General features: G+C 69.5%; 17 protein-coding genes. 8 read left to right on the top strand and 9 right to left on the bottom strand.

Annotation, left to right across the window (positions count from 1 at the left end; genetic code table 11):
* Positions 1–51: 51 nt before the first annotated feature.
* Positions 52–588, bottom strand: coding sequence for a polyadenylate-specific 3'-exoribonuclease AS (locus ACYVL2_RS05435; protein ID WP_460540978.1), 537 nt, complete (start codon positions 586–588; stop codon positions 52–54).
* Between the two features lie 327 nt (positions 589–915).
* Here ACYVL2_RS05435 and ACYVL2_RS05430 point away from each other — a divergent pair, with 327 nt between their 5' ends.
* Complete coding sequence (locus tag ACYVL2_RS05430) at positions 916–1,608, top strand: Crp/Fnr family transcriptional regulator (protein ID WP_460540976.1); 693 nt, start codon at positions 916–918, stop codon at positions 1,606–1,608.
* A 75-nt stretch (positions 1,609–1,683) separates the two neighbouring features.
* Here the strand turns inward: ACYVL2_RS05430 and ACYVL2_RS05425 are convergent, their stop codons facing one another.
* Positions 1,684–2,364, bottom strand: coding sequence for a lysophospholipid acyltransferase family protein (locus ACYVL2_RS05425; protein WP_460540974.1), 681 nt, complete (start codon positions 2,362–2,364; stop codon positions 1,684–1,686).
* 116 nt (positions 2,365–2,480) lie between these two features.
* Here ACYVL2_RS05425 and ACYVL2_RS05420 point away from each other — a divergent pair, with 116 nt between their 5' ends.
* Positions 2,481–3,251, top strand: coding sequence for an alpha/beta hydrolase (locus ACYVL2_RS05420; RefSeq protein ID WP_460540972.1), 771 nt, complete (start codon positions 2,481–2,483; stop codon positions 3,249–3,251).
* Positions 3,244–3,696, top strand: a complete 453-nt coding sequence (locus ACYVL2_RS05415) for a hypothetical protein (protein ID WP_460540971.1) — start codon at positions 3,244–3,246, stop codon at positions 3,694–3,696. The genes ACYVL2_RS05420 and ACYVL2_RS05415 overlap by 8 nt, the downstream gene beginning before the upstream one ends.
* Before the next feature lie 78 nt (positions 3,697–3,774).
* On the opposite strand, the gene ACYVL2_RS05410 is transcribed toward ACYVL2_RS05415, so the two are convergent.
* Positions 3,775–4,407, bottom strand: coding sequence for an alpha/beta fold hydrolase (locus ACYVL2_RS05410; protein ID WP_460540969.1), 633 nt, complete (start codon positions 4,405–4,407; stop codon positions 3,775–3,777).
* Positions 4,404–5,759 carry a flavin-containing monooxygenase gene (locus ACYVL2_RS05405; RefSeq protein ID WP_460540967.1) on the bottom strand — a complete coding sequence of 452 codons (1,356 nt, stop codon included), beginning with the start codon at positions 5,757–5,759 and terminating at the stop codon, positions 4,404–4,406. The genes ACYVL2_RS05410 and ACYVL2_RS05405 overlap by 4 nt, the downstream gene beginning before the upstream one ends.
* 185 nt (positions 5,760–5,944) lie before the next feature.
* Between ACYVL2_RS05405 and ACYVL2_RS05400 the strand changes: the two genes are divergently transcribed.
* Entirely contained in the window at positions 5,945–7,069 is a 1,125-nt protein-coding gene (locus ACYVL2_RS05400) for a cytochrome P450 (RefSeq protein WP_460540965.1), read from the top strand.
* A gap of 166 nt (positions 7,070–7,235) precedes the next feature.
* Here the strand turns inward: ACYVL2_RS05400 and ACYVL2_RS05395 are convergent, their stop codons facing one another.
* The 5 genes from ACYVL2_RS05395 to bioA all read right to left on the bottom strand — a co-directional run bounded on the left by ACYVL2_RS05395 (position 7,236) and on the right by bioA (position 15,431).
* Complete coding sequence (locus ACYVL2_RS05395; RefSeq protein WP_460540963.1) at positions 7,236–9,158, bottom strand: HNH endonuclease signature motif containing protein; 1,923 nt, start codon at positions 9,156–9,158, stop codon at positions 7,236–7,238.
* A 231-nt stretch (positions 9,159–9,389) separates the two neighbouring features.
* Positions 9,390–12,215 (bottom strand): LamG-like jellyroll fold domain-containing protein, encoded by a 2,826-nt coding sequence (locus ACYVL2_RS05390; protein ID WP_460540961.1) that lies wholly within the window; start codon positions 12,213–12,215, stop codon positions 9,390–9,392.
* Between the two features lie 164 nt (positions 12,216–12,379).
* Positions 12,380–13,021 carry an ATP-dependent dethiobiotin synthetase BioD gene (bioD, locus tag ACYVL2_RS05385; RefSeq protein ID WP_460540959.1) on the bottom strand — a complete coding sequence of 214 codons (642 nt, stop codon included), beginning with the start codon at positions 13,019–13,021 and terminating at the stop codon, positions 12,380–12,382.
* On the bottom strand, positions 13,018–14,112 hold the full coding sequence (locus ACYVL2_RS05380; protein WP_460540957.1) for a PLP-dependent aminotransferase family protein: 1,095 nt from the start codon (positions 14,110–14,112) through the stop codon (positions 13,018–13,020). Before ACYVL2_RS05380 ends, bioD begins: the two co-directional genes overlap by 4 nt.
* A complete protein-coding gene (bioA, locus tag ACYVL2_RS05375) occupies positions 14,109–15,431 on the bottom strand; it encodes a PLP-dependent aminotransferase family protein (protein ID WP_460540955.1) in 1,323 nt (440 codons plus the stop codon). Before bioA ends, ACYVL2_RS05380 begins: the two co-directional genes overlap by 4 nt.
* Before the next feature lie 402 nt (positions 15,432–15,833).
* Here bioA and ACYVL2_RS05370 point away from each other — a divergent pair, with 402 nt between their 5' ends.
* The 4 genes from ACYVL2_RS05370 (at position 15,834) to ACYVL2_RS05355 (ending at position 23,289) form a co-directional block, all read left to right on the top strand.
* Positions 15,834–17,126, top strand: a complete 1,293-nt coding sequence (locus tag ACYVL2_RS05370) for an MFS transporter (protein WP_460540953.1) — start codon at positions 15,834–15,836, stop codon at positions 17,124–17,126.
* A 115-nt stretch (positions 17,127–17,241) separates the two neighbouring features.
* Positions 17,242–18,486, top strand: a complete 1,245-nt coding sequence (locus ACYVL2_RS05365) for an ornithine cyclodeaminase, nickel-pincer nucleotide-dependent (protein ID WP_460540951.1) — start codon at positions 17,242–17,244, stop codon at positions 18,484–18,486.
* Positions 18,487–18,683: 197 nt separating this feature from the next.
* Positions 18,684–21,434, top strand: coding sequence for a cellulose binding domain-containing protein (locus tag ACYVL2_RS05360; RefSeq protein ID WP_460540949.1), 2,751 nt, complete (start codon positions 18,684–18,686; stop codon positions 21,432–21,434).
* Positions 21,435–21,711: 277 nt separating this feature from the next.
* Entirely contained in the window at positions 21,712–23,289 is a 1,578-nt protein-coding gene (locus tag ACYVL2_RS05355) for an RICIN domain-containing protein (protein WP_460540947.1), read from the top strand.
* Positions 23,290–23,302: the final 13 nt, after the last annotated feature.

Genomic DNA, 23,302 nt, shown 5'->3' with positions numbered 1-23,302 from the left:
TAGAGTGAGAACTTGTAACTGGGCGGCCTCATTGCCGAAACTCGGCTCAGCCTATCTCGGCAGCTGAAGGTCCGCGCGAGCCGCCTCCAGCGCCCGCCACCGCTCGAGATTCAACCGCGCGTCGGCCAGCGCGTCGTGCAGGTCCACGTCGTCGCCCGCCGGCAGGTCCGGGCGTCCCAGGTCGTCCCAGCGCTGCCGCAGATCCTTGGTCATGCGCGGCAGCACCCGCGGCAGCTCCGGCATGGTGCCCCACAGCTGCGCGAACACCACATGGTCGTACGCGCCGTACCAGGCCCACATCTCGATCCGCTCCCCCGGATGCGTGCCGGTCTTCTTGCGCACCGGCGCGACCAGGAAGTCGTAGAGCTCGTCGCGGATGGTCGAACGGTCCTTCCACAGCGGGCTGGCCGGGCCGGGAAGCTTGTCGAGCACGTTGCGGCGCACCCAGTCGATGGCCCTCGACGGATCGAACTCAGTGGAGACGGCGTAGTACTCGCGACCGGCCTCGTCCACGACGGCAATGGAGATCAGGTCGATGGTGCGACCGTCCTCGATGAATTCGCAGTCGTAGAAGTATCGGTACGCCACGCACAGGCCTTTCCTCGGATCACGAGCGGCGGGTCCGGACCCTCTCCGTCCTCGCCCGTATGTCGCCGGACTTGGGTCGACGCTACGCCATACGATCTGGGGGCCGGTATCCGACCAGTCATTCCGCATGCGTGCACCGCAATACCGGACATTGAGCGATAAAATACGCGAGGTCGATCGTACAGCCGGCCGAGCGACAGGAGCGGCGTCCGAACACGGGCGTCAACGGAGCGTGAAGTTTCCGACACTAGGCTCTGTACAACGACGGAAAAGACAGCGATCATCGGAGGGAACCAGCGGATCGGTCCCACCGAAGGGGGAAGAACCATGGGTGTAAACCCATCTGAAGACCCGCTAGCAGGCGTAGCCATGTTCGCCGGCCTCGACCCGCAGGCCCGGCGGAAGATCGCGGATGTGGCGGTACCCCGCCATTACCGCCGCGGTCGCCTGCTGTTCTTCGAAGGGGAGGCCGGAGAGTCCCTGATCATGATCCGCTCGGGAGCGGTGAGCGTCTTCCGCACCGCCGCCACCGGGGAGCGGGCCATGCTCCATGTCGCGCGCGCCCCGGAAGTGCTCGGCGAGGTCTCCCTGCTCGACGGTTCGCCGCGCTCGGCCTCGGCCGAGGCCCTGGAGGACACCACCGCGCTGGCACTGGCCCGCTCGTCGTTCCTGGAGCTGGTGCACGGCAGCCCGAAGATGCTCGACGCGGTGCTGCGGTCGATGGGCATGATCGTGCGGCGCCTGACCGAGCAGTCCAGCGACCACGTGTTCCTCGACCTGCCGGGCAGGGTCGCGAAGACCCTGGTGCGCCTGGCAGAGCAGCACTCCTCTCCGATGACGACCATCGAGCTGAACCAGACGCAGCTGGCCGAGATGGCCGGCGGTTCCCGTCAGAGCGTCAACCAGGCGATCGGGATCTTCGCCAACCGCGGCTGGCTGCGCACCGAGGGCCGCAAGATCGTGGTCGTCGACCTCCCGGCGCTGCGGAGGAGGGCGGGTTTCGGCGGAGCCGAGCAATGAATCCAGCGGCGGAGCCGAGCAGTGAGCGCAGTGGCGGAGCCGAATCGTAGGCGTCAGTGGTGAAGCGGACCGGGGCTAGGAGTCCTGGTCCTTGTCTTTGCGTTTCGCGGCGTACTCGTCGACGTAGTCCTGCCCGGACAGCTCACGCAGCGCGTCCATGACCTCGTCGGTCACCGCCCGCTCCACGAGCCGGTCGCCGACCAGGGCGTTGTACCGGTTGAAGTCCATGGGCCTGCCGATCCTGATCCGCACCCGGCCGAGCCGCGGCAGCCGCTTCCCGATCGGCTGCAGCTCCCCGGTGTTCATCATCGCCACCGGCACCACCGGCGACCCGGTCTCCAGTGCCAGGCGCGCCACCCCGGTCTTCCCGCGGTACAGCCGCCCGTCCGGCGAACGCGTCCCCTCCGGGTAGATCCCGAACAGCTGCCCCTCCGACAGCACCCGCTTGCCCGTGCCGAGTGAAGCGTGCGCGGCGTCTCCGCCGGTCCGGTCCACCGGGATCGCACCGACCAGGTGCATGAACGTGCGCGTCAGCCAGCCCTTGAGGCCCGTGCCGGTGAAATAGTCGGACTTGGCGATGAACGTGATGTGCCGCTTGACGACCAGCGGCAGGAACACCGAATCGAACACCGCCAGGTGGTTGCTCGCCAGGATCGCCGGTCCGGATTCGGGCACGTACTCGAGCCCCTCGACCTGCGGACGCCATATCGCCCACAGCATCGGCCCCAGCACCGCCTTCAACACCCGGTAGATCACGGAGCCAAGCGTATAGGCCCGGTTCAATGCACCGCAGGCCCGTGGGTCCGCGCTCGCCGCCGCGAGCCCGATCGTGCGAGAATTGGCGGGCGGCATCACGACGACCGGGAGGCGCAGTGGCAAACGGATCCGAAGCGTTCACCTTCGACGTCGGTCCCGACGCCGAGGCCACGATGCTGCTGTGCCACGGCTTCACCGGCGACCCCTCGAGCATGCGCCCGTGGGGCGAGCACCTGCGCGACGCGGGATTCAACGTCGTGGCCCCGCTGCTGCCCGGCCACGGGCTGCCGTGGCGGGAGCTGGCCCGGACGCGCTGGCCGGAGTGGTACGGCGCGGTCGAGCGGGGTCTGGACAGCGCCTTGGACTTCGGCCGACCGGTGTTCGCGGGCGGGTTGTCGCTGGGCGGTTCGCTGGCGCTGCGGCTGGCCGAGCTGCGCGGCGCGGAGCTGAGCGGCCTGGTGCTGGTCAATCCCGCGATCTACGACGACAAGCCGAACGGGTTCCTCGCTCCGGTGCTGCGCTACATCGTGCCGAGCGTCGGCTCGATCGGCTCGGATCTGGCCAAGCCGGACGTGCGGGAGAAGACCAGCGACCGGACGCCTCTGGCGGCGTTCGCGTCGGCCCGTCAGCTGTGGAAGGTCACCCGCGCCGACCTGCCGCGGGTGACGATCCCGTTGAGCGTCTTCACCAGCGCGGTCGACCACGTCGTCCATCCTCGCAACAGCGCCATCGTGCGGGCCGGGGTGCGCTCGAAGGAGGTCGAGTCGACGATCCTGCCGCGCAGCTACCATGTAGCGACCCTCGACTACGACGCGGAGACGATCTTCTCCGGAACCGTCGAGTTCATGACCAGGCAGTTGGCCAAGACCCGAGGTGTTCATGACTGATCGCGAAGAGGAATCCGAGTCGGGCGGAGGGATGGGCCCCGAGGACGTCGACCGGCGGTTCAACGAGCTGATCCGCGACCTCGACGCGAACGGGCCGGACGAGGTTCCCGAGCCGGCGGCGCAGCCGGCTCCCCCGCGCGACGACGAGGACGAACCGACCCTGTTGGAGCTGTGGGACGCCGAGCTTCCCGACGACGAGGACGACGAGGATGAGTACGTTCCTCCGGAGCCGCCGCCGTTGCCGTGGCCGAGCCTCCCGGCGATCGGCGGGGTGCTGTTCATCCTCGGCGGCGTGCTGCTGCTGGTGCGCCCGGACGTGGCCCCGCTGGGCACGAACCCGGGCCGACTGGTCGGCTTCCTGGTGTTCTTGGTCGGGGTGTGGATGCTCATCAGCCGTCTGAAGGACGACACCGCCGAGGACGACGGCGACGGCGCGATCGTGTAGTCGGTCCTGCCTGCCTCGGAGGCAGGACTCATCGTGTGTTCAGTCCTGCCCGCCTCGGTGCCGAGACTGATCGTGTGTTCAGTCCTGCTTCCCTTGGAGCCAGGACAGGATCGCGTCGAGCAGTCCCTCGGCGCCCGGTCCTTTGAAGACGTCGTCGGCCGCGCCGGGGAAGGTCAGCGGCGCGACTCCGTAGGCGTCGGTGATCGCCTGCGTCTCCTTGGACTGCGCGTCCGCTTCGCTCACGACGAGCAGCACGGGCGGGGAGCCGACGGGTTTCGGCAGCTGCTTGGGCGGCTTCCTCGGCGAGACGAGGACGACCGCGGCGGCCGGGTAGCGTGCCGCGGCGAGCGCGACCCATCCGGCTCCGAGGCCGTGGCCGATGAGGACGGTCTGGCGCGGGACGGTCATCGCCGCCTGGACCACATCGTGCGCGAACGCCTCGGGTCCGCCGGGCGCCGCGGGGGTGTTGCCTTGGCCGCGGACGCTCACGGCGGCCGCGTAGCGCCCCGATGCGGCGATGCGCTTGAGCCACAGGACCCCGAACGCGGCGGCGCCGGCCTGGTCGCCGGTGCAGCAGAGCACGGGCGAGGCGTCGGGGTCGTCAACGGTCTCCACGTCGAACAGGTCGGCGGGCTCGACCACCGCGATCTCGCGTCGGACCGGCGCGGGCTCGGGGGTGCGGGTGCGGCGGACCCAGGCTTGCAGGCTCACTTCGCGGGCTCCTGTTCGAGGGTGTCGATGATGCGTCCGAGGCTGGCCAGGTACTCCTCGGCGTCGACGGCGAGCCGGTGGCGCGGCGAGGTCCCGGTCGATTCGACCGCGTACTGGTCGGATTCGCTGACGACCTGCTGGCGGAAGTTGACCGCCCGCTCGGGGTCGCCGTTGCGGATGTGCAGCCAATGCGAGATGGCGTGGGTCTGCCAGTGGACGATCGGCAGCACGCCGACGCCGGGCTCGACCAGGCCGGCGACGGCGAGGGTCTCCACGCGCGGGGAGAACATGCGGGCCAGCAGTTTCGAGTGCGGCGAGTCGCCGTCGACGCCGAGGAGGCCGGAGGGGACGCAGCCGATCTTGGGCTTGTATCCGGTGGCGAGGACGACGACGTCCGGTCGCATCTCGGCGCCGTCGGTGAAGGCGACCGCGTTGCCTTCGAAGCGGGCGATCTCGCCGCGCCGCTCGATGGAGCCGTCGCCGACGTGCTCCATGTAGCGGCCGTTGCGGATCGGTTCCTCGTCGGTGTGTCCGTGGTCGGGCGTCTCCATGCCGAGCCGGGCGGCGAGGCCCTTGGGGCCTTTGAGGGCCCGCTCGGTGAGGAAGCGGCGGATCCAGCGCGGCCGGGCGTTGAGCCGGGCGACCGCGTAGTCCGAGGGTTCGCCGCCGAGGTACTTCGGCAGGTACCAGTAGCCGCGGCGGACCGAGTGGACGCAGCGGGAGGCGACCACGGCGGCCTCGCAGGCGATGTCGACGCCGGAGTTGCCGCCGCCGACGACGAGGACGTTCTTGCCGCGCAGCCGCGAGCCGTCCTTGAGCTGCGAGGAGTGGAGCACGGTGCCGCGGAACTGGTCCTGACCGGGGTAGGAGGGCAGGTTCGGGACCCAGTGGTGGCCGGTGGCGACGATGACCGCGCCGTAGCGCAGGCGCCGGGCGGCCGAGCCCGCGGCGGGTTTGACGACGACTTCGAACCGGGAGCCTTCGACGGGTTCGACGTGGGAGATCTCGGAGCCGTACCAGATGTGCTCGCCGAGGCCGAAGTGCGCGGCGTAGCTCTTCAGGTACTCGAGCATCTGGGCCGACGAGGGGTAGTCGGGCCAGTGGTCGGGCATGGGGAAGTCGGGGATCTCGGTCTGCGAGCGCGAGGTGACCAGGTGCGTGTTGGGGTACAGGGGGCAGTGCTGGTTCTCGGGATTCCAGAGGCCGCCGAGGACGGTGTCGCGTTCGTAGCAGTCCACTTCGAAGCCGTTTTCACGGAGGTTCTTGACCGCGATGAGGCCCGAGGCTCCGGCGCCTATGACGCAGACGGCCTGTCCTCGGTCGTAGGCGGCTTGCGAGGAGTACTCCTGCAACGGACTTGCTCCTTCTCTGGGGCGTCGAATCGGGCCGGGCTCCGCGCCTTCCGGGAGGTGCGGTCCGCGTCGGCAAGCTTCGGCGAGAAGGCTTGCGAGCCGTGGATCCGCCAGGAGGCGTCGAAGGACTGAGAGCAGATTACCGTGAGCAGACCTCGTACTTTCGGGGGAGGTAGGCTCCGCACGTGCTGTTCGAGCTGTGGAAACATCCTCGACCCGCGGCCGGCGTGTTCCGCCAGGAAGGACAGGTCGTGGTGGCGTCGCATCGGCTGGCGAAGCGGGTGCTGGCCGACAACGCGCGCTTCTCCCCCGCCAACGCGCTCGACGCGATCACTCCCCTGCCTCCCGCGGTGCTGCGGGAGTTGACCCGGCACCGGTTCCGGTTGCCGCCGACGCTGGCCAACAACGACACCGGTAGTCACGAGCGGATCCGGGCGACGTTCGGGGAGGTGTTCCGGCCCGATCGCGTGGAGGCGCTGCGCCCGTGGCTGACGGGACTGGTGCGGCGGACGGTCGCCGGGGTCGCGTGGCGGCTGCGCCGAGGAGCGACGGTGGATCTGGACCGGGAGGTCTCCTCGGAGGTCCCGCTGGCGGCGCTGGCGCGGCTCGCGGGCCTGGAGGTGGGGGCGACGCAAGAGGTCAAACGATTCTCGAGGGCGGCGCTGGAGCTCTTCTGGGGCAGGCCGGACCTGGACCGCCAGATGGAATTGGCCCGAATCGTGGGCCCCTGCCACCGGGAACTCCGCTCCTGGACGGCGAGAGCGGGAGGCACGGTCGCGGAGGTCCGCGATCGCGAAGGAGAAGACGCGGCGACGGCGGCGCTGTTCTTCCTGCTGGTGGCGGGGCAGGAGACGACGTCCCAGTTCCTGACGCTCCTGGCGCACCAGCTGATCGAGAATCCCGAGCTGCTGAACGCGACTCCGGCCGAGGTGGTCGAGGAGGGTCTGCGGATGCATTCCTCGATCACCTCCTGGCGGCGAGTGGCCGCGGAGGACACGGAGATAGCCGGATTCCCGATCGGCAAGGGCGAATCGGTCCTGGTGTGGTTGGCGGCCGCTGGAGTCGACCAGGACGTGGCCGAATGCCCGCACCGCATGGTCCCGGGTCAGCGGGGAAGCAGGCGACATCTGGCCTTCGGCGCGGGCGCCCACCGCTGCCTGGGCAGTCAACTCTCGAGGCTCGAAGCGGAGGTCGTCGTGACCGAGCTGGCGCCTCTCCTCGGCCGCTGCAAGGTCGTTGAGGCCCCGACGAGCATCGAGAACCTTTCCTTTCGAATGCCGACTCCGCTACTGGTCGCTTTTGGAAGCTGAGCCGAGGAACGATCACCGAAATCTCATCGGCGACCGCGAGGGTGGGTGGGGCTGAGCTGGGTCTGCGGGTTCGGCTTCGTGTGGGTCGGGCTTCAAGCGTCAGCGACTACTAGGCAGGGGTTGAGGCGGGCTGGGTCTGCGGGTTCTGGTCCGTTTCGGTCGTGGCTCAAACGGATCGGCGATGAGTGCTGGGTGGTTGGTGAGGGCCGGTCGGTCGGCTGTCGGCTATGGCCGACTGCGGAGTCTTGTGGCCGATTGGGGGCCTGCTGGCGGCTGATCGCGGGCCTGTGCGGGGCGGTGACTGGGGTTTTCGGAGCCGGGCATGGGAAAAGGCCCGAGAGCCGGTGGCTGCCGAGCTGAGCGCGGTATGAGTGCTCCCTCCCCGCCGCGGCATCCGGGCGGGGCGGCCTAAGAACGGGGGCGGCCCCAGATCGGAGACCGTTGAGGCCGAAGCCGATACCGGTTCGCGTTGCGGCCAGCCTCTCGGGTCGGGCTCAGTCTGGTTACCTGAGGCAGCTTCGGTCTGGTTACCTGAGGCAGCCTCTGGTGCGGGCTCGGGGGCGGTCTGTGTGGCCGGGGCCGCGAACTTCTTTCGCAGCCGGGCCCGTGAAGCCCGGATTTCGGCTTCGAGGCGTTGCTGCTCGATAGTTTCGGCGGCGGTGTTGAGATCGTCCCTCAGCTTCGGCCCCCACTCCTCGGGGTAGAGGCCGGTGGGGAACACGTTCGCGATGTCGTCGGCGAAGTCGGCGTCGAGGTCGGCATCGCTGCGCCAGTCCTCGCAGCCGCAAACAGGACCGCCCTCACCACCGACCCCGCCGGTGCTCGTGCCGGTGGTGTCGTGTCGGTGTTCGTGTCCTTCGTGGTGGACGGTCAATGCCTGGCCCGGGGCGGTCTTCGACACCGTCCAGTCCGGGGTGTGGACCCTGCCGTGGTGGAACCGGCACAACAGGATCAGGTTCTCGGCATTGGTCTCGCCACCGGCCCACCACGGGCGGATGTGGTGCGCCTCGCACTGCACCGACGGGCGCCCGCAGCCGGACCAGGCGCAGCCGCGCGGCTGCTCGGCGACCAGCTTGCGCCGCAGCGCGGCGTTCGGCAGCCGCTCGGCCCGACCCAGCTCCAGAGCCTCACCGGCGCGGTAGTCGAACACCATCGGCACCACCGAGGCCTCACACGCCAGCAGCCGGGCCATCGCGAGGGAGATCGGGCGGCCCTCGAGCGTCGGGACCCGGCCGGTGTCGACGCCTTGGAGGGTCTCGACATCGACGGTGAGGTTCAGCTGACAGGTCTCCCCGTGCCGCCTGGTGGCTTTCGGGTCCGAGCCGTAGACCCCCAGCATGTGATGCAGCGCCTCGGCATTCCGGTTCGCCGCGGCCGGGAGGATCCCGTCTTCATCGGTCTCGTCCTGCCTCGGTGGCGGTACGGCGGTCTTGAGGGCCTTGTCGAGCATGAGCCCGGTCGGGCCGGTCAGGAGGCCGTCGACGGCCCACATGCCGTTGCCGGTCTGCCAGATGTCGAGGCGCTGCAGGGTCTGCTGGGAGAGGTCGTCGAGGACCTCGTCATGGGCGGTCAGGGCTGCCTCGAGCTCGGCCAGGTGCGCCTTCAACTCGCTGAAAGGGGCGTGGATGCAGTACTGGGCGGCCAGCGCCTCCGGGGTCGGGCAGGTGATCTGCTCATCGAAGGGGGAGGTGACCGGGGCCGGGTACGGGGTGGTGGCGTGGCGGCGCAGGGCGGTGGTGTGTTCGAACTGGCGGACCGCGTAGGCGACCCGGTCGATCCGCGCCGCCCCCGTAGTGGCGGTCTCGGTCAGGACGGTGAACTTGCGGGAGAGGCGGGCGATGGCGGCGAGATCCGCGGCGATGCGCACATGGAAGTCGAACCGCTCCATCAGCCAATCGCGGAGGGCCGAGAAGCCGTCGAAGTCGCGGTGGATGTTCCAGTCCTTGGCCTCGATCACGCGCTTGAGTACCTGCGCGTGCGCGGCGTTCATCAACGCCCCGGCCCGGTCGAGTTCGGTGTGGATGGCCTCGGACTTCTCGGTCCGCTCGCCCGGATTCAACCGTGCCTGCCGAGTCTTGGTCGCCACCATGCCGTTCACCTCCTCGCTGAGGCCTGAAGTATTTCGAACCTTCGGTGTGTTTCCGCCGGTTCGTTCGATACCTCAATGATCCCCGATCAGGGCTGGTCTGCCATCACCCGACCGGTGGCAATTCATTCATGTTTGGCCCTTGAACCGATTGCGGCACAACCGGACTCGCACTATCCGACGACCGGAACCGGGATGCCGGGCTCTGGGCCCGGCATCCCGGTTCCGGCACCCTTACCGGGCGAGTTCGACGTCGACGTAGTCGAGGTCGACGATTCCCGGTCGGTCCGCCTTGGTGAAGGTCAATGTCGATGCCCCGGCGGGGAGTTCGACGGTGACCTTGGTCAGCCCGACCATGTCCCGGTACTGGGTCGGGGTGTACGTCACCTCTTGGGCCTGAACACCATTGACCTGCAGCAGGTGGCCAGAGGCGATCTGGGCCCGCCGCTCCTCCTCGGTGCCGGCGGTCGAGTAGCCGATGGTCAGCTCGTAGGTTCCCGCCGCGGGGACGTCCACGGGCAGGCTCAGGCTGCTCTCGGGTTCGGCCAGGTTGCGGACGTAGGCGGACCCCGAGAAGTACGCCGCGAAGAAGTTGCCCTCGGACATGTCCACCTCGACCAGGTCGGCCCCGGTCCATTCGCCGCTCTCGGCCTCATACCGCTGGTGGAACGGGACCGCGTCGAGGTAGTCGATGCCGACGTCGTCGACGTTCAGGCGGATCTCGTTGTCTCCTTCCGCGAGGACGACCTGAGTCTCGTGAGTCGCGAACGGGTGGTCGACATCGGTCGGAGCGAAGCTCAGCTCGCTTTCGGTGCCGTTGACCGTCAAGGCTGCCGAGGAATCGGAGTCGCTCGGCATTGTGTAGCGGATCCCCAGGTCATAGGCGCCCGCGGTGGGGGCGTCGACCGTGAAGGTCAGCTCGCCGCCGGAGGGCCGGGGGTCGGCGTACTGGTTGTTCGAGGCCAGCGCGCTCCGGTCGACCGAGAAGCGCCCGCCGGCCGCCTCCTCGGCCTCGTGGCGGCGCTGGTGCCCGTCGAAGTCGGGGCCCTCGCCTGATGGAGTCACGACGGCCAGATAGGCGTCGGTCTCCTTGAGACCCTGGACGGGCACCGAGATCGCGCCGTTCTTCACCTTGTAGGTCCCCTCGAACAGCGCCGTCGGGCCGTCGGAGACGCCGTCGGTGCCGGTCCACTCGGTGGCGTAGACCTGCACGTCGACCTTGCGGTGCACCGCCGGCAGGGCTTCGAGGCCCTTGATCTGGAGCCGGATGTCGCCTTCCCCGCCGCCGAAGACCACTCGGGCCGTGGAAGTGTCGGTGTCGGCGCTGGCGAAGCCCTCGAGCACCGGGATCTGTTCGACCCCGGTCGTTCCGGTCGTGACGGTGGCGTCGTTGCCGTTGCCCGAGGCGTCGAGGGCGGTGGTGCCGTCGGCCTCGTCGAAGCGGTACCAGGCGACGTCGCCGCCGCCGACGGTGCCGCCCGGGCTGTCCATGAGGGACTGGATCTCGGCCTGGGTGAGCCCGCTGCCGTGGATCTGGAATTCGTCGACGATGCCGCGCAGCAGCGGGTCGGCCCCGTACTGGGACTCGCCGATCCAGTTCTGGGTGGTCGCGCCCATGTCGGCCGGGCTCAGGGTCATGTCGGGATTGCTCGCTACCGCCTCGCCGTCGATGTACATCGTGGCTTCCGAGCCGGTCTTGGCGACGGCCAGGTGGACCCACTCGTCGGTGGGCAGGTGGCCGTTCGGGCTCTCGATGGTCATCGTGGTCGAGCCGACCTTGAGGTCGAAGCGGGGTCCGTTGCCGTCGTTGGCGGTGAGGAACATGTTCGTGCCGGTGCCCGATCCGAAGTCCCATACGCGCGACCACTGGGAGTCGGCGCTGAGGTTGACCCAGGTGGCGACGGTGAAGTCGTCCAGGCCGGACACGATGCCCTCGGGCAGTGCGACGTAGGCGTTGGGGTGGTCGCCGCCCAGGCCGAGGGCGCTGCCGAAGCCGTCCTGGCCGGCGGTGCGATCGGACGGCAGCGGGACCGGTTCGCCTATCTCGATGTAGCGGCCGGTGTTGGTCGGCGGCGTGGTCTCGACCATCTGGCCGGTCATCTCGCCGTACCACTTGTAGAGCCAGTAGTTGGCGGTCGGCTGCGGGTCGGTTGCGGGGCCGGAGCCGCCGCCGCTGGGCACGAGCAGGTCCGAGAGGCGGCCGGGCTTGTGCCAGAAGGCGAGGTTGGCGGTGTCGACGCCGGCGCGTTCCATGCGGGCGACGAAGCGGGTGAGCCAGCCTGGCACGCCCGCATCACGCGGGGAGCCGTATTCGTTGATGCTGATGGGGCGCGGCTCGATGCCGAGTTCGGCCTCGAGGTCGCGGTAGAAGTCGACGTGCTGTTCGACGCTGAGGCCCTCGACGGGGCCGAGTTCGTGCCAGGAGACGATGTCGGGGACCGTGCCGGCCTCGACGACGTGCTCCATGAACTCGCGCAGGCCGCTCTCGTAGTCGCGGTCGTAGCTGGGACCGATGATGGGCGTGTCGGGGTCGAGTTCCCGGATGAGGCGGTAAGTGTCGTCCCACATCTCGAAGTAGTCGCCCCAGTCGTCGTTCCAGGTCCACTGGGGTTCGTTCCAGATCTCGTAGCCGTATATGTTGTCGGCGCCCGATTCCTGGACGGCGGTGACCATCTGTTCGACCTGGTCGTACCAGTATTCGTCTCCGAGCCACTGGTAGGGGAAGGTCGGGAAGATGTCGGGGAGGCGGACGGTGACCGTCGCGCCGTTGCGGGAGGCGCTCTCCCACACGTCGAGGGTGTCGCCGACCGGCTCGGGTTCGCCGTTCGGCAGGTGGGTGGCGCCGGGCGGGGGCTGGGTGAACATCTTGGGGCTGGTGGGGGCGATCCACTCGTCGGGCGGCCAGCCGTCGTCTCCGATGCCGTAAAGCGAGCCGGAGGCGGCGTGGTCGACCTCCTTGACGGGCTTGGAGACGTCGATGGTCAGGGTCGTCGGGTCGGGCGCGGGTGCTTCGCCCGCGCCAGGGACGGCGTTCGCGACGAGTGCCGTGGAAGTGAGCATCAGAGTCGTGCCTGTGATTGCGAGGAGCCTTCTTCGCATTGTGGTCCTCCGGTATCGGCCGCGTTCGAGGAGCGCGGCACGGAAAAGTCCGAAAAGGTTTTCGGTGAGGTTATCGCTCACAAGCCCACGGGTCAATAGACGAACCTGCATAGATTGATACCGCTTTAGAGATCCAGCCACTCGGTCACGCTCAACCGGAACACCTCCGGCTCGAGCTTGCCCGCGCCCTCGGGGATCCGGCCGAGGCGGTCGCCGGGGAGGTCGTGGAGGTTCTCGTGTTCGGCCAGGCCCGGACGGTGGGGCCAGGCGCCGATGACCACCGCGGACGCGATCCGGCATCGGGCGAGCGCTTCGAGGGTCAGGGCCGTGTGGTTGAGCGTGCCGAGGCCGGCTCGGGCGACTACGACGGCGGGGCAGCCGAGTTCGACGGCGAGGTCGCGAACCGTCCAACCGCCCTCGCCCATGGGGACCAGCAGGCCGCCGGCGCCTTCGAGGAGCGTCACGTCGGCGGAGCCGTCCAGGGCCTCGTCGGCGACTTCGGTGAGTTTCAATAGCGGGGCCTCGGCTCGCCGAGCGGCCGCGAAGGGGGCCAGCGGGTCGGGGTAGCCGATGAGGCAGCGGGCGGGCGCACCGCTGAGGCGGCCCGCGGTGGTGGCGTCGTCGTCGCCGCCGGTCTGGGCGATCTTGAGGATTTCGACGCTCTTGCCTTTGGCCATGAGGTGGGCCGCGATGGCGGCGGTGGCGATGGTCTTGCCGACTCCGGTGTCGGTTCCGGTGATGATCACCGGTCCGTCGAACTCGATCACGGGCGCGTCTCCTTGACCGTCTCCAGGGCCTTGTCGAAGTCGTCGGCGTCCACGCCGGTGTTGACCGTGATCCGCAGCCGGGAGCGGTGGTCGGGTGTGGACGGGGGGCGGAAGCAGCCGACGGCAACGCCGCGTTCGGCGCAGCGGGCGGCCCATTCCGCGGCCGCGTGGGCGTCGCCGGCGGGCGGGGAGAGGACTCCGGCGGCCGGTGCGGGGGCTTCGAGCAGGGCGGCGGCTCGCGCGGCACGCCGCGCCAGTTCGGCTCGGGCCCCGTCGGATGCGCGCGCGAGCGCCAGCGCGGCCCCCGCCCCGGCGATGACCGCGGGCGGGGGCGCGGTGTCGTAGACGAAGGTGCGCCCGGTGTCGGTGAGGTGGCGCCGCAGCGCCGCCGGTCCGGCGATGACGCCCCCTGCGGCGCCGAGCGCTTTCGAGAGCGTCGCGGTGATGACGACTCCGGGTTCGCCGGCGAGGCCGGCGGCGGCGACGCCGCCGCTTCCTGCCGGTCCGACGGTGCCGATGGCGTGGGCCTCGTCGACGAGGAGGAGGGCGTCGTGGGCGCTGGTGAGGGCGTGGATCTCGGTGAGCGGGGCGGCGTCGCCGAGCACGGAGTAGACCGATTCGACGGCGACGACGGCGGGCCGCAGTTCGATCAGCCGCCGTTCGAGGTCGTCGAGGTCGTTGTGCGCGAAGGTGTCGGCCGGGACGGCGGCCAGGCGGGCGGCGTCGTGGAGTGAGGCGTGGGCGTGCTCGTCGAGGAGCACCGGACCGGCGAGCGCGACTACGGCGCCGAGATTGGCGAGGTAGCCGGATGAGTAGAGTGTCGCGGTCTCGGTGCCGACGTGGCGGGCGAAGCCGGCTTCGAAGGTCTGGTGGGTTTCGACGGTGCCGCGGACGAGGCGGGAGCCGCTCGCGCCGAGGCCGTGCTCGGTGAGCGCGGCGGTGGCGGCGGCGACGACGTCGGGGTGTCGGCTGAGGCCGAGGTAGTCGTTGCCGGCCAGGTCGATCGCGTCGGCGCGGGGCCGGGGGGTTCGGGTGAGGCCGGCGCGTGAGCGCAGTTCGGCCTTGCGCGCGAGGCGGTCCCAGGTCTTCACGCGCAGACCTCGTCGACCGCTTCGGCGAGGGCGGTGGCGAGCAGCTCGGTTTCGGTGTCGCCGAGTGTCAAGGGGGGCATGACGATGACGGTGTCGCCGAGGGGGCGGAGCCCGACGCCGCGGTCGCGGGCGGCGCGGCAGACCTCGAAGCCGGTGCGTTCGCGGACGGGGGCGACCTCGACGCCGGTCATGGTGCCGAGGCGCCGGATCTCGACCACGCCGGGGTGGGCGGCGAGGGGTTCGAGGAGTTTGCCGAGCCGTTCGCCGAGTCGGGCGGCCTGGCCGATGACGTCGTTTTCGGCCATGACGGCGAGGTTGGCGAGCGCGGCGGCGCAGCAGAGCGGGTTGGCGGTGTAGGTGTGGCCGTGGAAGAAGGTGCGCGGCGCGGTGTCGCCGGGTCGGGCGAGGAATGCCTCGTAGACGTGTTCGGCGGCGAGGACGGCCGATAGGGGCAGGTATCCGCCGGTGATGCCCTTGCCGCAGGTGAGGAGGTCGGGGACGACGCCGGCGTGCTCGGCGGCCCACATCGTGCCGGTGCGGCCGAAGCCGGTGGCGACCTCGTCGAGGATCAGCAGCGCGCCGTGGGAGTCGGCGAGCTCCCTGGCGGTGCGCAGGAATGATGCGTCGTAGTCGAACATGCCGGCCGCGCCCTGGATCATCGGTTCGACGATGATCGCGCAGACGTCCTCGCCGTGTTCGTCCATGGCGCGGGCGAGTTCGGCGGCGGCGATGTCGGCCCGGTCGGGGCCGAGGGCGCGGTCGCCGGGTGAGGCGACGCCGATGGTCTCGAGCAGGAGGGGCTTGTAGGCGTTGTGGAAGAGGTCGTGGCCGCCGACGGCGACGGCGCCGAGGGTGTCGCCGTGGTAGGCGTGCTGGAGGCGCACGAATTTGGCTTTGGCCCGGCCGGTCTGGGTGGAGTGCTGGTAGGCGATCTTCAGCGCCGCCTCGACGGCGGAGGAGCCGTCGCCGGCGTAGAAGACCTTCGTCAGTCGGGGACCGTGTCCTTCGGGGGCGAGCGCGAGCAGCGCCTCGGACAGTTCGATGCCCGGGGTGTGGGTGGTGCCGAGGAAGGTGGAGTGGTCGAGGCGGGAGAGCTGTTCGGCGATGGCGGCGTTGATGTCGGGGTGGCAGTGGCCGAGGGTGGTCGTCCACAGCGAGGAGACGCCGTCGAGGTGGCGATTGCCGTCGACGTCGACGAGCCAGGGGCCCTCGGCGCGGTCGACGACGGTCGGCTGGTCGTCGATCCAGTTGGCGTGCTGGGTGAACGGGTGCCAGACGGCGGCGGCGTCTCGGGCGATCCACTCGGCGCTGGTGGTCATCGTCGTCTCCTGTTGGCAGGTTCCTACAAATTCCGTTGGCAGTCTATGCCAATCGGCGGTCGGCGGCGTGCGGGCCGGTTCGGCGCGGCGGCGGGTCCGCGCCCGATGAATAACTGAATTGCCATGGCGCAGAATATGACCTGGAGGGGGCGGGTTCTCACGTCCGCCCCGGTTTTTACACATTGCACACACTGGGGCTCTTGACATCGAGGTGCCACACCGTCAGACTAGTGACACTTGCGGCAATCGCGGAGGATTGTCGCTTACCTCCCCTTCCGGCTTCTCATGGTCCCGGCGACGATTGCGGAGCCGCGGAGAGGCCCCTATGGCGACGCCCGCGGAGCCATAGATTTGGCACCCATGGCGACGCCCGCGGAGCCATAAATTGGCAAGGAAGGCCCTGTGTCGAATCAGAACCCCGAAGCGCCCCGGACAGGCCCGGCAGACGAGCGAGAGGAGGAGCGCTCCCCCACCTTCGGCGACGTCTTCGGCAATCGGGAGGCCGCGGCGTTCCTGGCCGCTTACTGCCTGTCGAGCGCGGGAGCGATGCTCAACCGGGTGGCGGTGACGTTCCTCGTCTGGAGCACCACCGGTTCGGCGGCGTTGGCGGCCGGTTCCTTCGCCATCAGCTTCGCGCCGTATCTGGGCCTGGCGCAGATCCTGGGCGCCATCGTGGACCGCTACGCGTACCGGAACGTGATGGTGGTGTGCGACCTGCTGCGGGCCGCTCTGGTGGCGCTGCTGCTGATTCCGGGGATGCCGGTGCCGATGATGATGGTGATCGTGTTCGCCATCGCGGCGGTCCAGCCGGCCTATTCGGCGGCGCGGACGGCGACGCTCGCGCAGATCCTCACCGGTGAGGCGCTGTCGGTCGCCATCGCGTTGAATCTGAGCGCCACCGGCATCTCGCAGATCGTCGGCTATCTGGCCGGCGGCCTGCTCGCGGCCCTGGACCCGTATACGGCTCTGGCGATCAACGCGATCCTGTTCGCCGTGAGCGCCGTGACCGTCGCGGCGCTGGTCAAGCACCGTCCGTCGGTGAACAAGCGGGAAGAGCGCCGCCATGTCCTGGTGGAGACCGCCGAGGGCCTGAAGATGCTGCGCGACAACCGCGTGCTGCGGACGGTCTCGTTCGCGATCTGGGGGCTGTATTCGCTCGCGGCCGTGCCGGAGGGCGTGGCGGTGCTGTGGGCGGTCCACTTGGGCGGCGGTTCGATCACGCAGGGATCGATCATGGCGATCGACGCCGGCGCCGCGGTCGTCGGCCTGCTCCTGTTCACTCGTTTCGTGTCCCCGTCGATCCGCGACCGGCTGATACGTCCGCTGGCGTTCGCCGCTCCGGTCGTGCTGATGACGGCCCTGCTGGATCCCCCGCTGCCGGGGGTCATCGCGATCGCGATCGGCATCGGCCTGTCGACGGCGATCATGGCGCCGCTCAACGCCACCCTGGCGCACTGCATCCCGGACGGATGGCGCGGCAGGATCGTAGCGGCCGCCAACGGCGGCCTGCAGCTGTCGCAGGGCGCGGCGATCGCCGCGGTCGGCGCCGTCGCCGAACTCGGCGTGCCGGTGCCGTACGTCGTCGGCGTCTGGGGGCTGCTCGGGCTCGGCGTGATGGCGCTGGTGACCAGGCATTGGCCGAGCGCCGAGGAGATCCGCTCGGCGAAGGAGGCCGCCGCTCCGGCGCGGTCCTGATTTCAAGGGACTCGCCGTCCCCGGCCCCGTCGCGGGGACTAGGCTCGACTCGGCGAACGTGCACACCTACGGCCCCACTGGCGTCGTCGTGACCGGGAATCACAGGAGATCTGTCGTGGAACACAGCAAGACCATCGAGCTTCGCGGACATCTGATCGACCAGGGCGTCTTCGCCCGGGTGATGGACGACGTCCTCGAATACTCGGGGGCCTACTCGATCGACCGGTTCGACGTGGGACGTCACCACACCGACGAGTCCTACGTCCAGTTGACGGTCTCGGCCGACAGCCCCGAGCAGCTCGAACGCATCGTGATGCGGCTGCAGACCCACGGGGCGAACCCGGTCGACCCCGGCGTGGCGACCCTCAAACCGGCCCCGAGCGACGGGGTGTTCCCCGAGGACTTCTACTCCACGACGAACTTCGACACGCAGGTGCGGGTCAACGGCGGCTGGATCGACGTCGACAACTCCGAGATGGACTGCGGCATCATCGTCGCGCCCGACCACGGCTCGGCGAGGACGCTGCCGGTGTCCGACGTGCGCGCCGGCGAGCTGGTCGTCTGCGGCGGGCTCGGCGTCCGCGTCATCCCGCTGCCCGAGCCCGAGCGCGACGACCCCGAGTCGTCGAACTTCGAGTTCATGGCCTCCGGGGTCTCCTCGGAGCGGCCGCAGGCGCTCCAGGTCCGGCAGATCGCCGAGAAGATGCGCGAGGTCAAGGCCCGCGGCGAGAAGATCCTGTGGGTCGGCGGTCCCGCGATCGTCCACACCGGCGCCGGCAAGGCCCTCGAGGCGCTCATCGACGAGGGCTACGTCGACGTGCTCTTCGCCGGCAACGCCCTGGCCGCCCACGACATCGAGTCGTCGCTGTACGGCACCTCGCTCGGCGTCGACCTCGACAAGGGCCACGGCGTCCCGCACGGCCACGAGCACCACATCCGCGCCATCAACAAGATCCGGGCGTGCGGGTCGATCGACGAGGCCGTCTCGACCGGCGTGCTGCGCCGCGGCATCATGCACGCGCTGGCCAAGAACGGCAAGCAGTACGTGCTGGTCGGCTCCGTCCGCGACGACGGTCCCCTCCCCGACGTCTACACCGATGTGATCGAGGGCCAGCGCGCGATGCGTTCGCTCATCCCGGGGGTCGGGTTCGCGATCATGGTGGCGACGATGCTGCATTCGATCGCGACGGGGAACCTGCTGCCGGCGCGGGTGCCGCTGGTGAGCGTGGACATCAACCCGGCGACGGTCACGAAGCTGGCCGACCGCGGCTCGGGCCAGGCGATCGGCGTCATCACCGACATCGGGCTGTTCTGCGAGCAGCTCGCCGGCGAGCTCGTGGTGGGCTACAAGCGGGACTGATCGGCGTCTCAGCGAAGTGAGTGGGCGACCGGCGGCGCCGGTCGCCCACTGCGGTTCGGCGGGTTCCGTGCGGGAGCGCCCGAGTCGCCCATTGACCTGGAATCGAAACATGTATATGTTTAATCGATAAGCCGAACTAGGTGCCTCAGCGCAGGTTGGGGTGCGGGCCGCGGGCACCGCCGAGAGAAAGCAATCCAATGAGGAAGAGAAGACTCAGGCTCGTCGGCCTGCTGGCGGTGGGAGCGCTCACAGCGACGGCCGCCGTCGTGCAGGCCACCGCCCATTCCCAGGAGGCCGATGCGCTGCAAGAGGAGACCTACTCCTGGGACAACGCCGCCATCGCCGGGGGCGGGTTCGTGCCCGGCATCGTCTTCAACGAGACCGAGCCGAACCTCGTCTACGCCCGGACCGACATCGGCGGCCTCTACCGCTGGCAGCAGGACAGCCGCACGTGGAAGCCGCTGCTGGACTGGGTCGGCTGGGACCAGTGGGGCTACACCGGCGTCGCCTCGGTCGCCACCGACCCCGTCGAGCCGAACCGGGTCTACGCCGCGGTCGGGACCTACACCAACGACTGGGACCCGGGCAACGGCGCGGTCCTGTACTCCGAGGACTACGGCGAGACCTGGGGCGTCGCCGAACTGCCCTTCAAACAGGGCGGCAACATGCCCGGCCGCGGCATGGGCGAGCGGCTCATGGTCGACCCCGCCGACAACGCCAACCTGTACCTCGGCACGCCCTCGGGCAACGGCCTGTGGACGTCGACCGACTACGGCCGCAGCTGGGCCGAGGTGGAGAGCTTCCCCAACCCCGGCGACTTCGTCGTCGCCCCCGGCGACTCCTACCTGGGCGACAACCAGGGCGTGATCTGGATCGAGTTCGATCCCGAGGCCGATCGGACCTATGTGGGCGTGGCCGACCCCGACAATCCGATCTACGTCTCCGATGACGACGGCGCCACCTGGGCGCCGCTGGCCGGAGCGACGCAGATCGGCACCGTCGACGGCTTCCCCAACATCCCCAAGCAGGCCGCCTTCGACGAGTCAGGCGACTACCTGTTCGTCATCACCTCCTGGGACCCCGGCCCCTACAACGGCCCGCCCAACGAGGAGGGCGACGAGCGCGGCGGCTCGGTCTGGCGCCACGACGCGAACACCGGCGCCTGGGCCGAGATCCACCCGGGGCCCAACGGCACCGACTACCAGGGCTTCGGCTTCGGCGGTCTCACGCTCGACCGGCAGAGTCCCGGCACGCTGATGGTCTCCAGCGTCAACGCCTGGTGGCCCGACGAGACGACCTACCGCTCCACCGACTACGGCGAGACGTGGACGCAGTCGTGGAGCCTGGAAGGCTGGCCCAACCGCGTCGACCGCTTCGCCATCGACCACTCCTCGGTCGGCTGGCTCGACTGGGGCAACACCAATCCCGGGGACGCCGAGATCAGCCCCAAGTACGGCTGGATGATCGACTCGATGGCGATCGACCCGCACGACTCCGACCGGGTCATGTGGGGCACCGGCGCGACGATCTACGGCTCGGAGAACCTCACCGCCTGGGACTCCGGCCAGACCTTCGACGTCGAGCCGATGGTCCACGGCCTCGAGGAGACCGCGGTGCTGGACCTGGCCGCGCCTCCCGGCGGTCCGGTCCTCTACAGCGGACTGGGCGACATCGGCGGCTTCGTCCACACCGACCTCGACGCGGTGCCGGACGACTTCTACCAGAGCCCGCACCACGGCAACACCTCCTCGATCGACTTCGCCGAGCTCAACCCGAGCGTCGTCGTCCGCGTCGGCAACGGCGAGGAGGACGTCTCCAGCATCGGGATCTCGTCGAACTCCGGCGGCTCCTGGTGGGCCGGGCAGACCCCGTCCGGGGTCACCGACGGCGGCACCGTCGCCGTCACCGCCGACGCCTCGGCGATCGTCTGGTCCCCCGAGGGGATCGACCCGCAGCGCTCGACCGACTACGGATCCTCGTGGTCGCCGGTCTCGGGCCTCCCGGCCGGGGCCAGGGTCGAGTCCGACCGGGCCGACGCCTCCCGTGTCTACGGCTTCTCGGACGGGACGTTCTACTACAGCGCCGACGGCGGAGCGAGCTTCACCGCCTCGGCGTTCTCGGGCTTCCCGGCCTCGGGCAACGTCCGGTTCCGGGCCGTGCCCGGCGAGGCCGGGCACGTGTGGCTGGCCGGCGGTGAGGACGGGGGCGTCTACGGCATGTGGCGCTCGACCGACGGCGGCGAGACCTGGAACCAGGTCGAGGGCTTCGACGCGGCCGACGCGGTCGGCTTCGGCGCCGCGGCTCCCGGCCAGGACTACCCGGCGATCTACACCAGCGCCTCCTCCGGCGGCCAGCGCGGCATCTACCGTTCGGTGGACCAGGGCCGGAGCTGGCTGCGGATCAACGACGACGAGCACCAGTGGGGCTGGACCGGTGCGGCGATCTCGGGCGACCCTGACGTGTTCGGGCGGGTGTTCGTGGCGACCAACGGCCGGGGCGTGATCGTCGGCGAGTCCAGTGATTACACGCCGGGCGAGCCGACTGAGACGCCGTCCGAAGCGCCGTCGCAGACGCCTTCTGAGACACCGTCGGAGACCCCGAGCACGGACCCGACGACGCAGCCGCCGACGACGGAGCCGCCTTCGGGCGACTGCACGGCCGAGTGGACGTCGGTCAACGCCTGGCCCGGCGGATACCAGGGCGGCGTGACCGTCACCAACGACTCGGGCGCCGCCGCCGAGGGCTGGACGGTGACGTTCACGTTCGGCGGCGATGAGCGGATCGGCAGCCTCTGGAACGGCGAGTGGTCCCAGGAGGGGGCCGTGGTCACCGTCGCGAATGCGGGTTGGAACGGTGCGATGGCCGACGGGGCGTCGACGTCCTTCGGTTACACGGCGACCGTCAGCGGGGCGCCGACCGAGGTCGTGGCGTCCTGTTCGCTGAGTTGAGGTCGGGCGCCGGGGGCCGAGCCCCCGGCGCCTTTCGGTGAACGGCGCCGGTAGGGGCCCTCGGTCGGGATCGGCCCTATGCTCGTTGTTATCGATAAGATAGACTGTGGTCTATATTTAGATGAAACGTTCCAACCGCGAGCCACGGAAGGAGGTGCTCGACCCCGCAGATCGGCCCGGCACAGCGGGGATCGCCCGACCGGCGAACCCGCGCTCCGATCGGCCCGCCCTTCGATTCATCCCGCTACCTCGACCCTTCGAGACCTAAGGAACGACCATGACACGAGTCCTGAAACGCAGACTCGCCCTCCTCATCGCCGGCCTCGCCGCCGCGGTCACCGGCATCGCCGTCGCCTTCGTCGCGCTCCCCTCGGCGAGCGCGGTGGAGACCGGCGTGTGGTACAAGATCATCAGCCGCCACTCCGGACTGGCCTTCGACATCCTCGACGTCTCCACCGAACCGGGCGCCGAGCTCATCCAGTGGAACGACACCGGCGGCGCCAACCAGCAGTTCCGGTTCATCGACGCCGGCGGCGGCTACTACCGCATCCAGGCCCGCCACTCCGGGCACGTGCTCGAGACGTTCGAGTGGAGCACCGACAACGGCGCCACGATCGCCCAGTGGAACGACCTCAACGGCACCAACCAGCAGTGGCAGGTGCAGGAGTCCGGCGGTTACGCCGTCTTCGTCAACCGCCACTCCGGCAAGGCACTGGACGTGTGGGAGTGGTCGACCACCGCGGGCGACCGCATCTCCCAGTACGACGTGACCGGCGGGGCCAACCAGCAGTTCGAGCTGGTGCCGGTCGGCAGCGACGGCGGCGGCGGAGGCGACCCCGGCAACGGTGACTGCGGCTCCGGCAGCCCGGACGCGACGGTGACCGGTTCCAGCGGGAACTACACCGCCAGCAACGGCGGATCGACGGTCTACCAGGGCGGCGACTACCGGGCGGCCATCCAGGCCGCGATCGACTCGACCGGCAACGGCGAGCGGACCTCGGTGATGGCCAGCGGCTCCATCGGCGGGAGCACCATCTGGATTCCGAGCAACCGGGTCTTCGAGGGCTGCGGGACGATCAACGTCGGCAACAACTCCGGCCGGGGCGCGATCGAGTCGACCAACACCTCGAACGTGTCGATCCCGTACCTGACGATGACCGGCAGCCCGTACTTCGGAATGCGGTTCTTCGGCAACAGCAACCTGCACCTCGGCCAGATCAACCTGAACCTCAACGGCGGCATGGGCATTCGCTTCGAGCGTGACGAACCCGGCAGCTCGAACGTGACCATGGACTACGTCTACGTCTCGGGCACCGGCAACCACGGGGTCGAGACCTGGAACGTCGACGGTCTTGAGATCGGCACGGTCGTGGCCCGGAACGTGGCCTACGCGGGCCTGCTGCTGAACAACACGCGGAACGCGAACATCGGCCTGGTCGACGGCGACGACGTCGCCACCGGAACCGGCTACGCCACCTTCCGCACCGCCAACACCGCCGGGCGGCTGTCGAACGGCTCGTACTCGACGAACATCTACGTCGACAAGGTCGTCTCCCGCGGCGGCGGACGAGGGATCTTCTGCGTCTCGCAGTCCGGCGGGGTGCGCATCAACGAGGTCGATCTGGCGAACAACGGCAACAACTCGATCCTCATCGAGAACTGCTACAACTACACGATCGCCTCGGGAACGGTCAACGGCGGCGGGGAGGTGCGCATCGCGGCGCGCAGCGAGTTCCCCAACACCCGCGACACGAACATCACCCTGCGGGTCGACAACACCTCGGTGCGGGAGTCGCCCTGCGCCGACAACTCCACCTGGAACATCAGCGGCAACGCCAGCGTGAACGTCTGCTAGCCGAGCCTTGAGA

Source organism: Glycomyces halotolerans, assembly GCF_054779575.1.
This window is presented reverse-complemented; position numbering and strand designations above follow the sequence as displayed.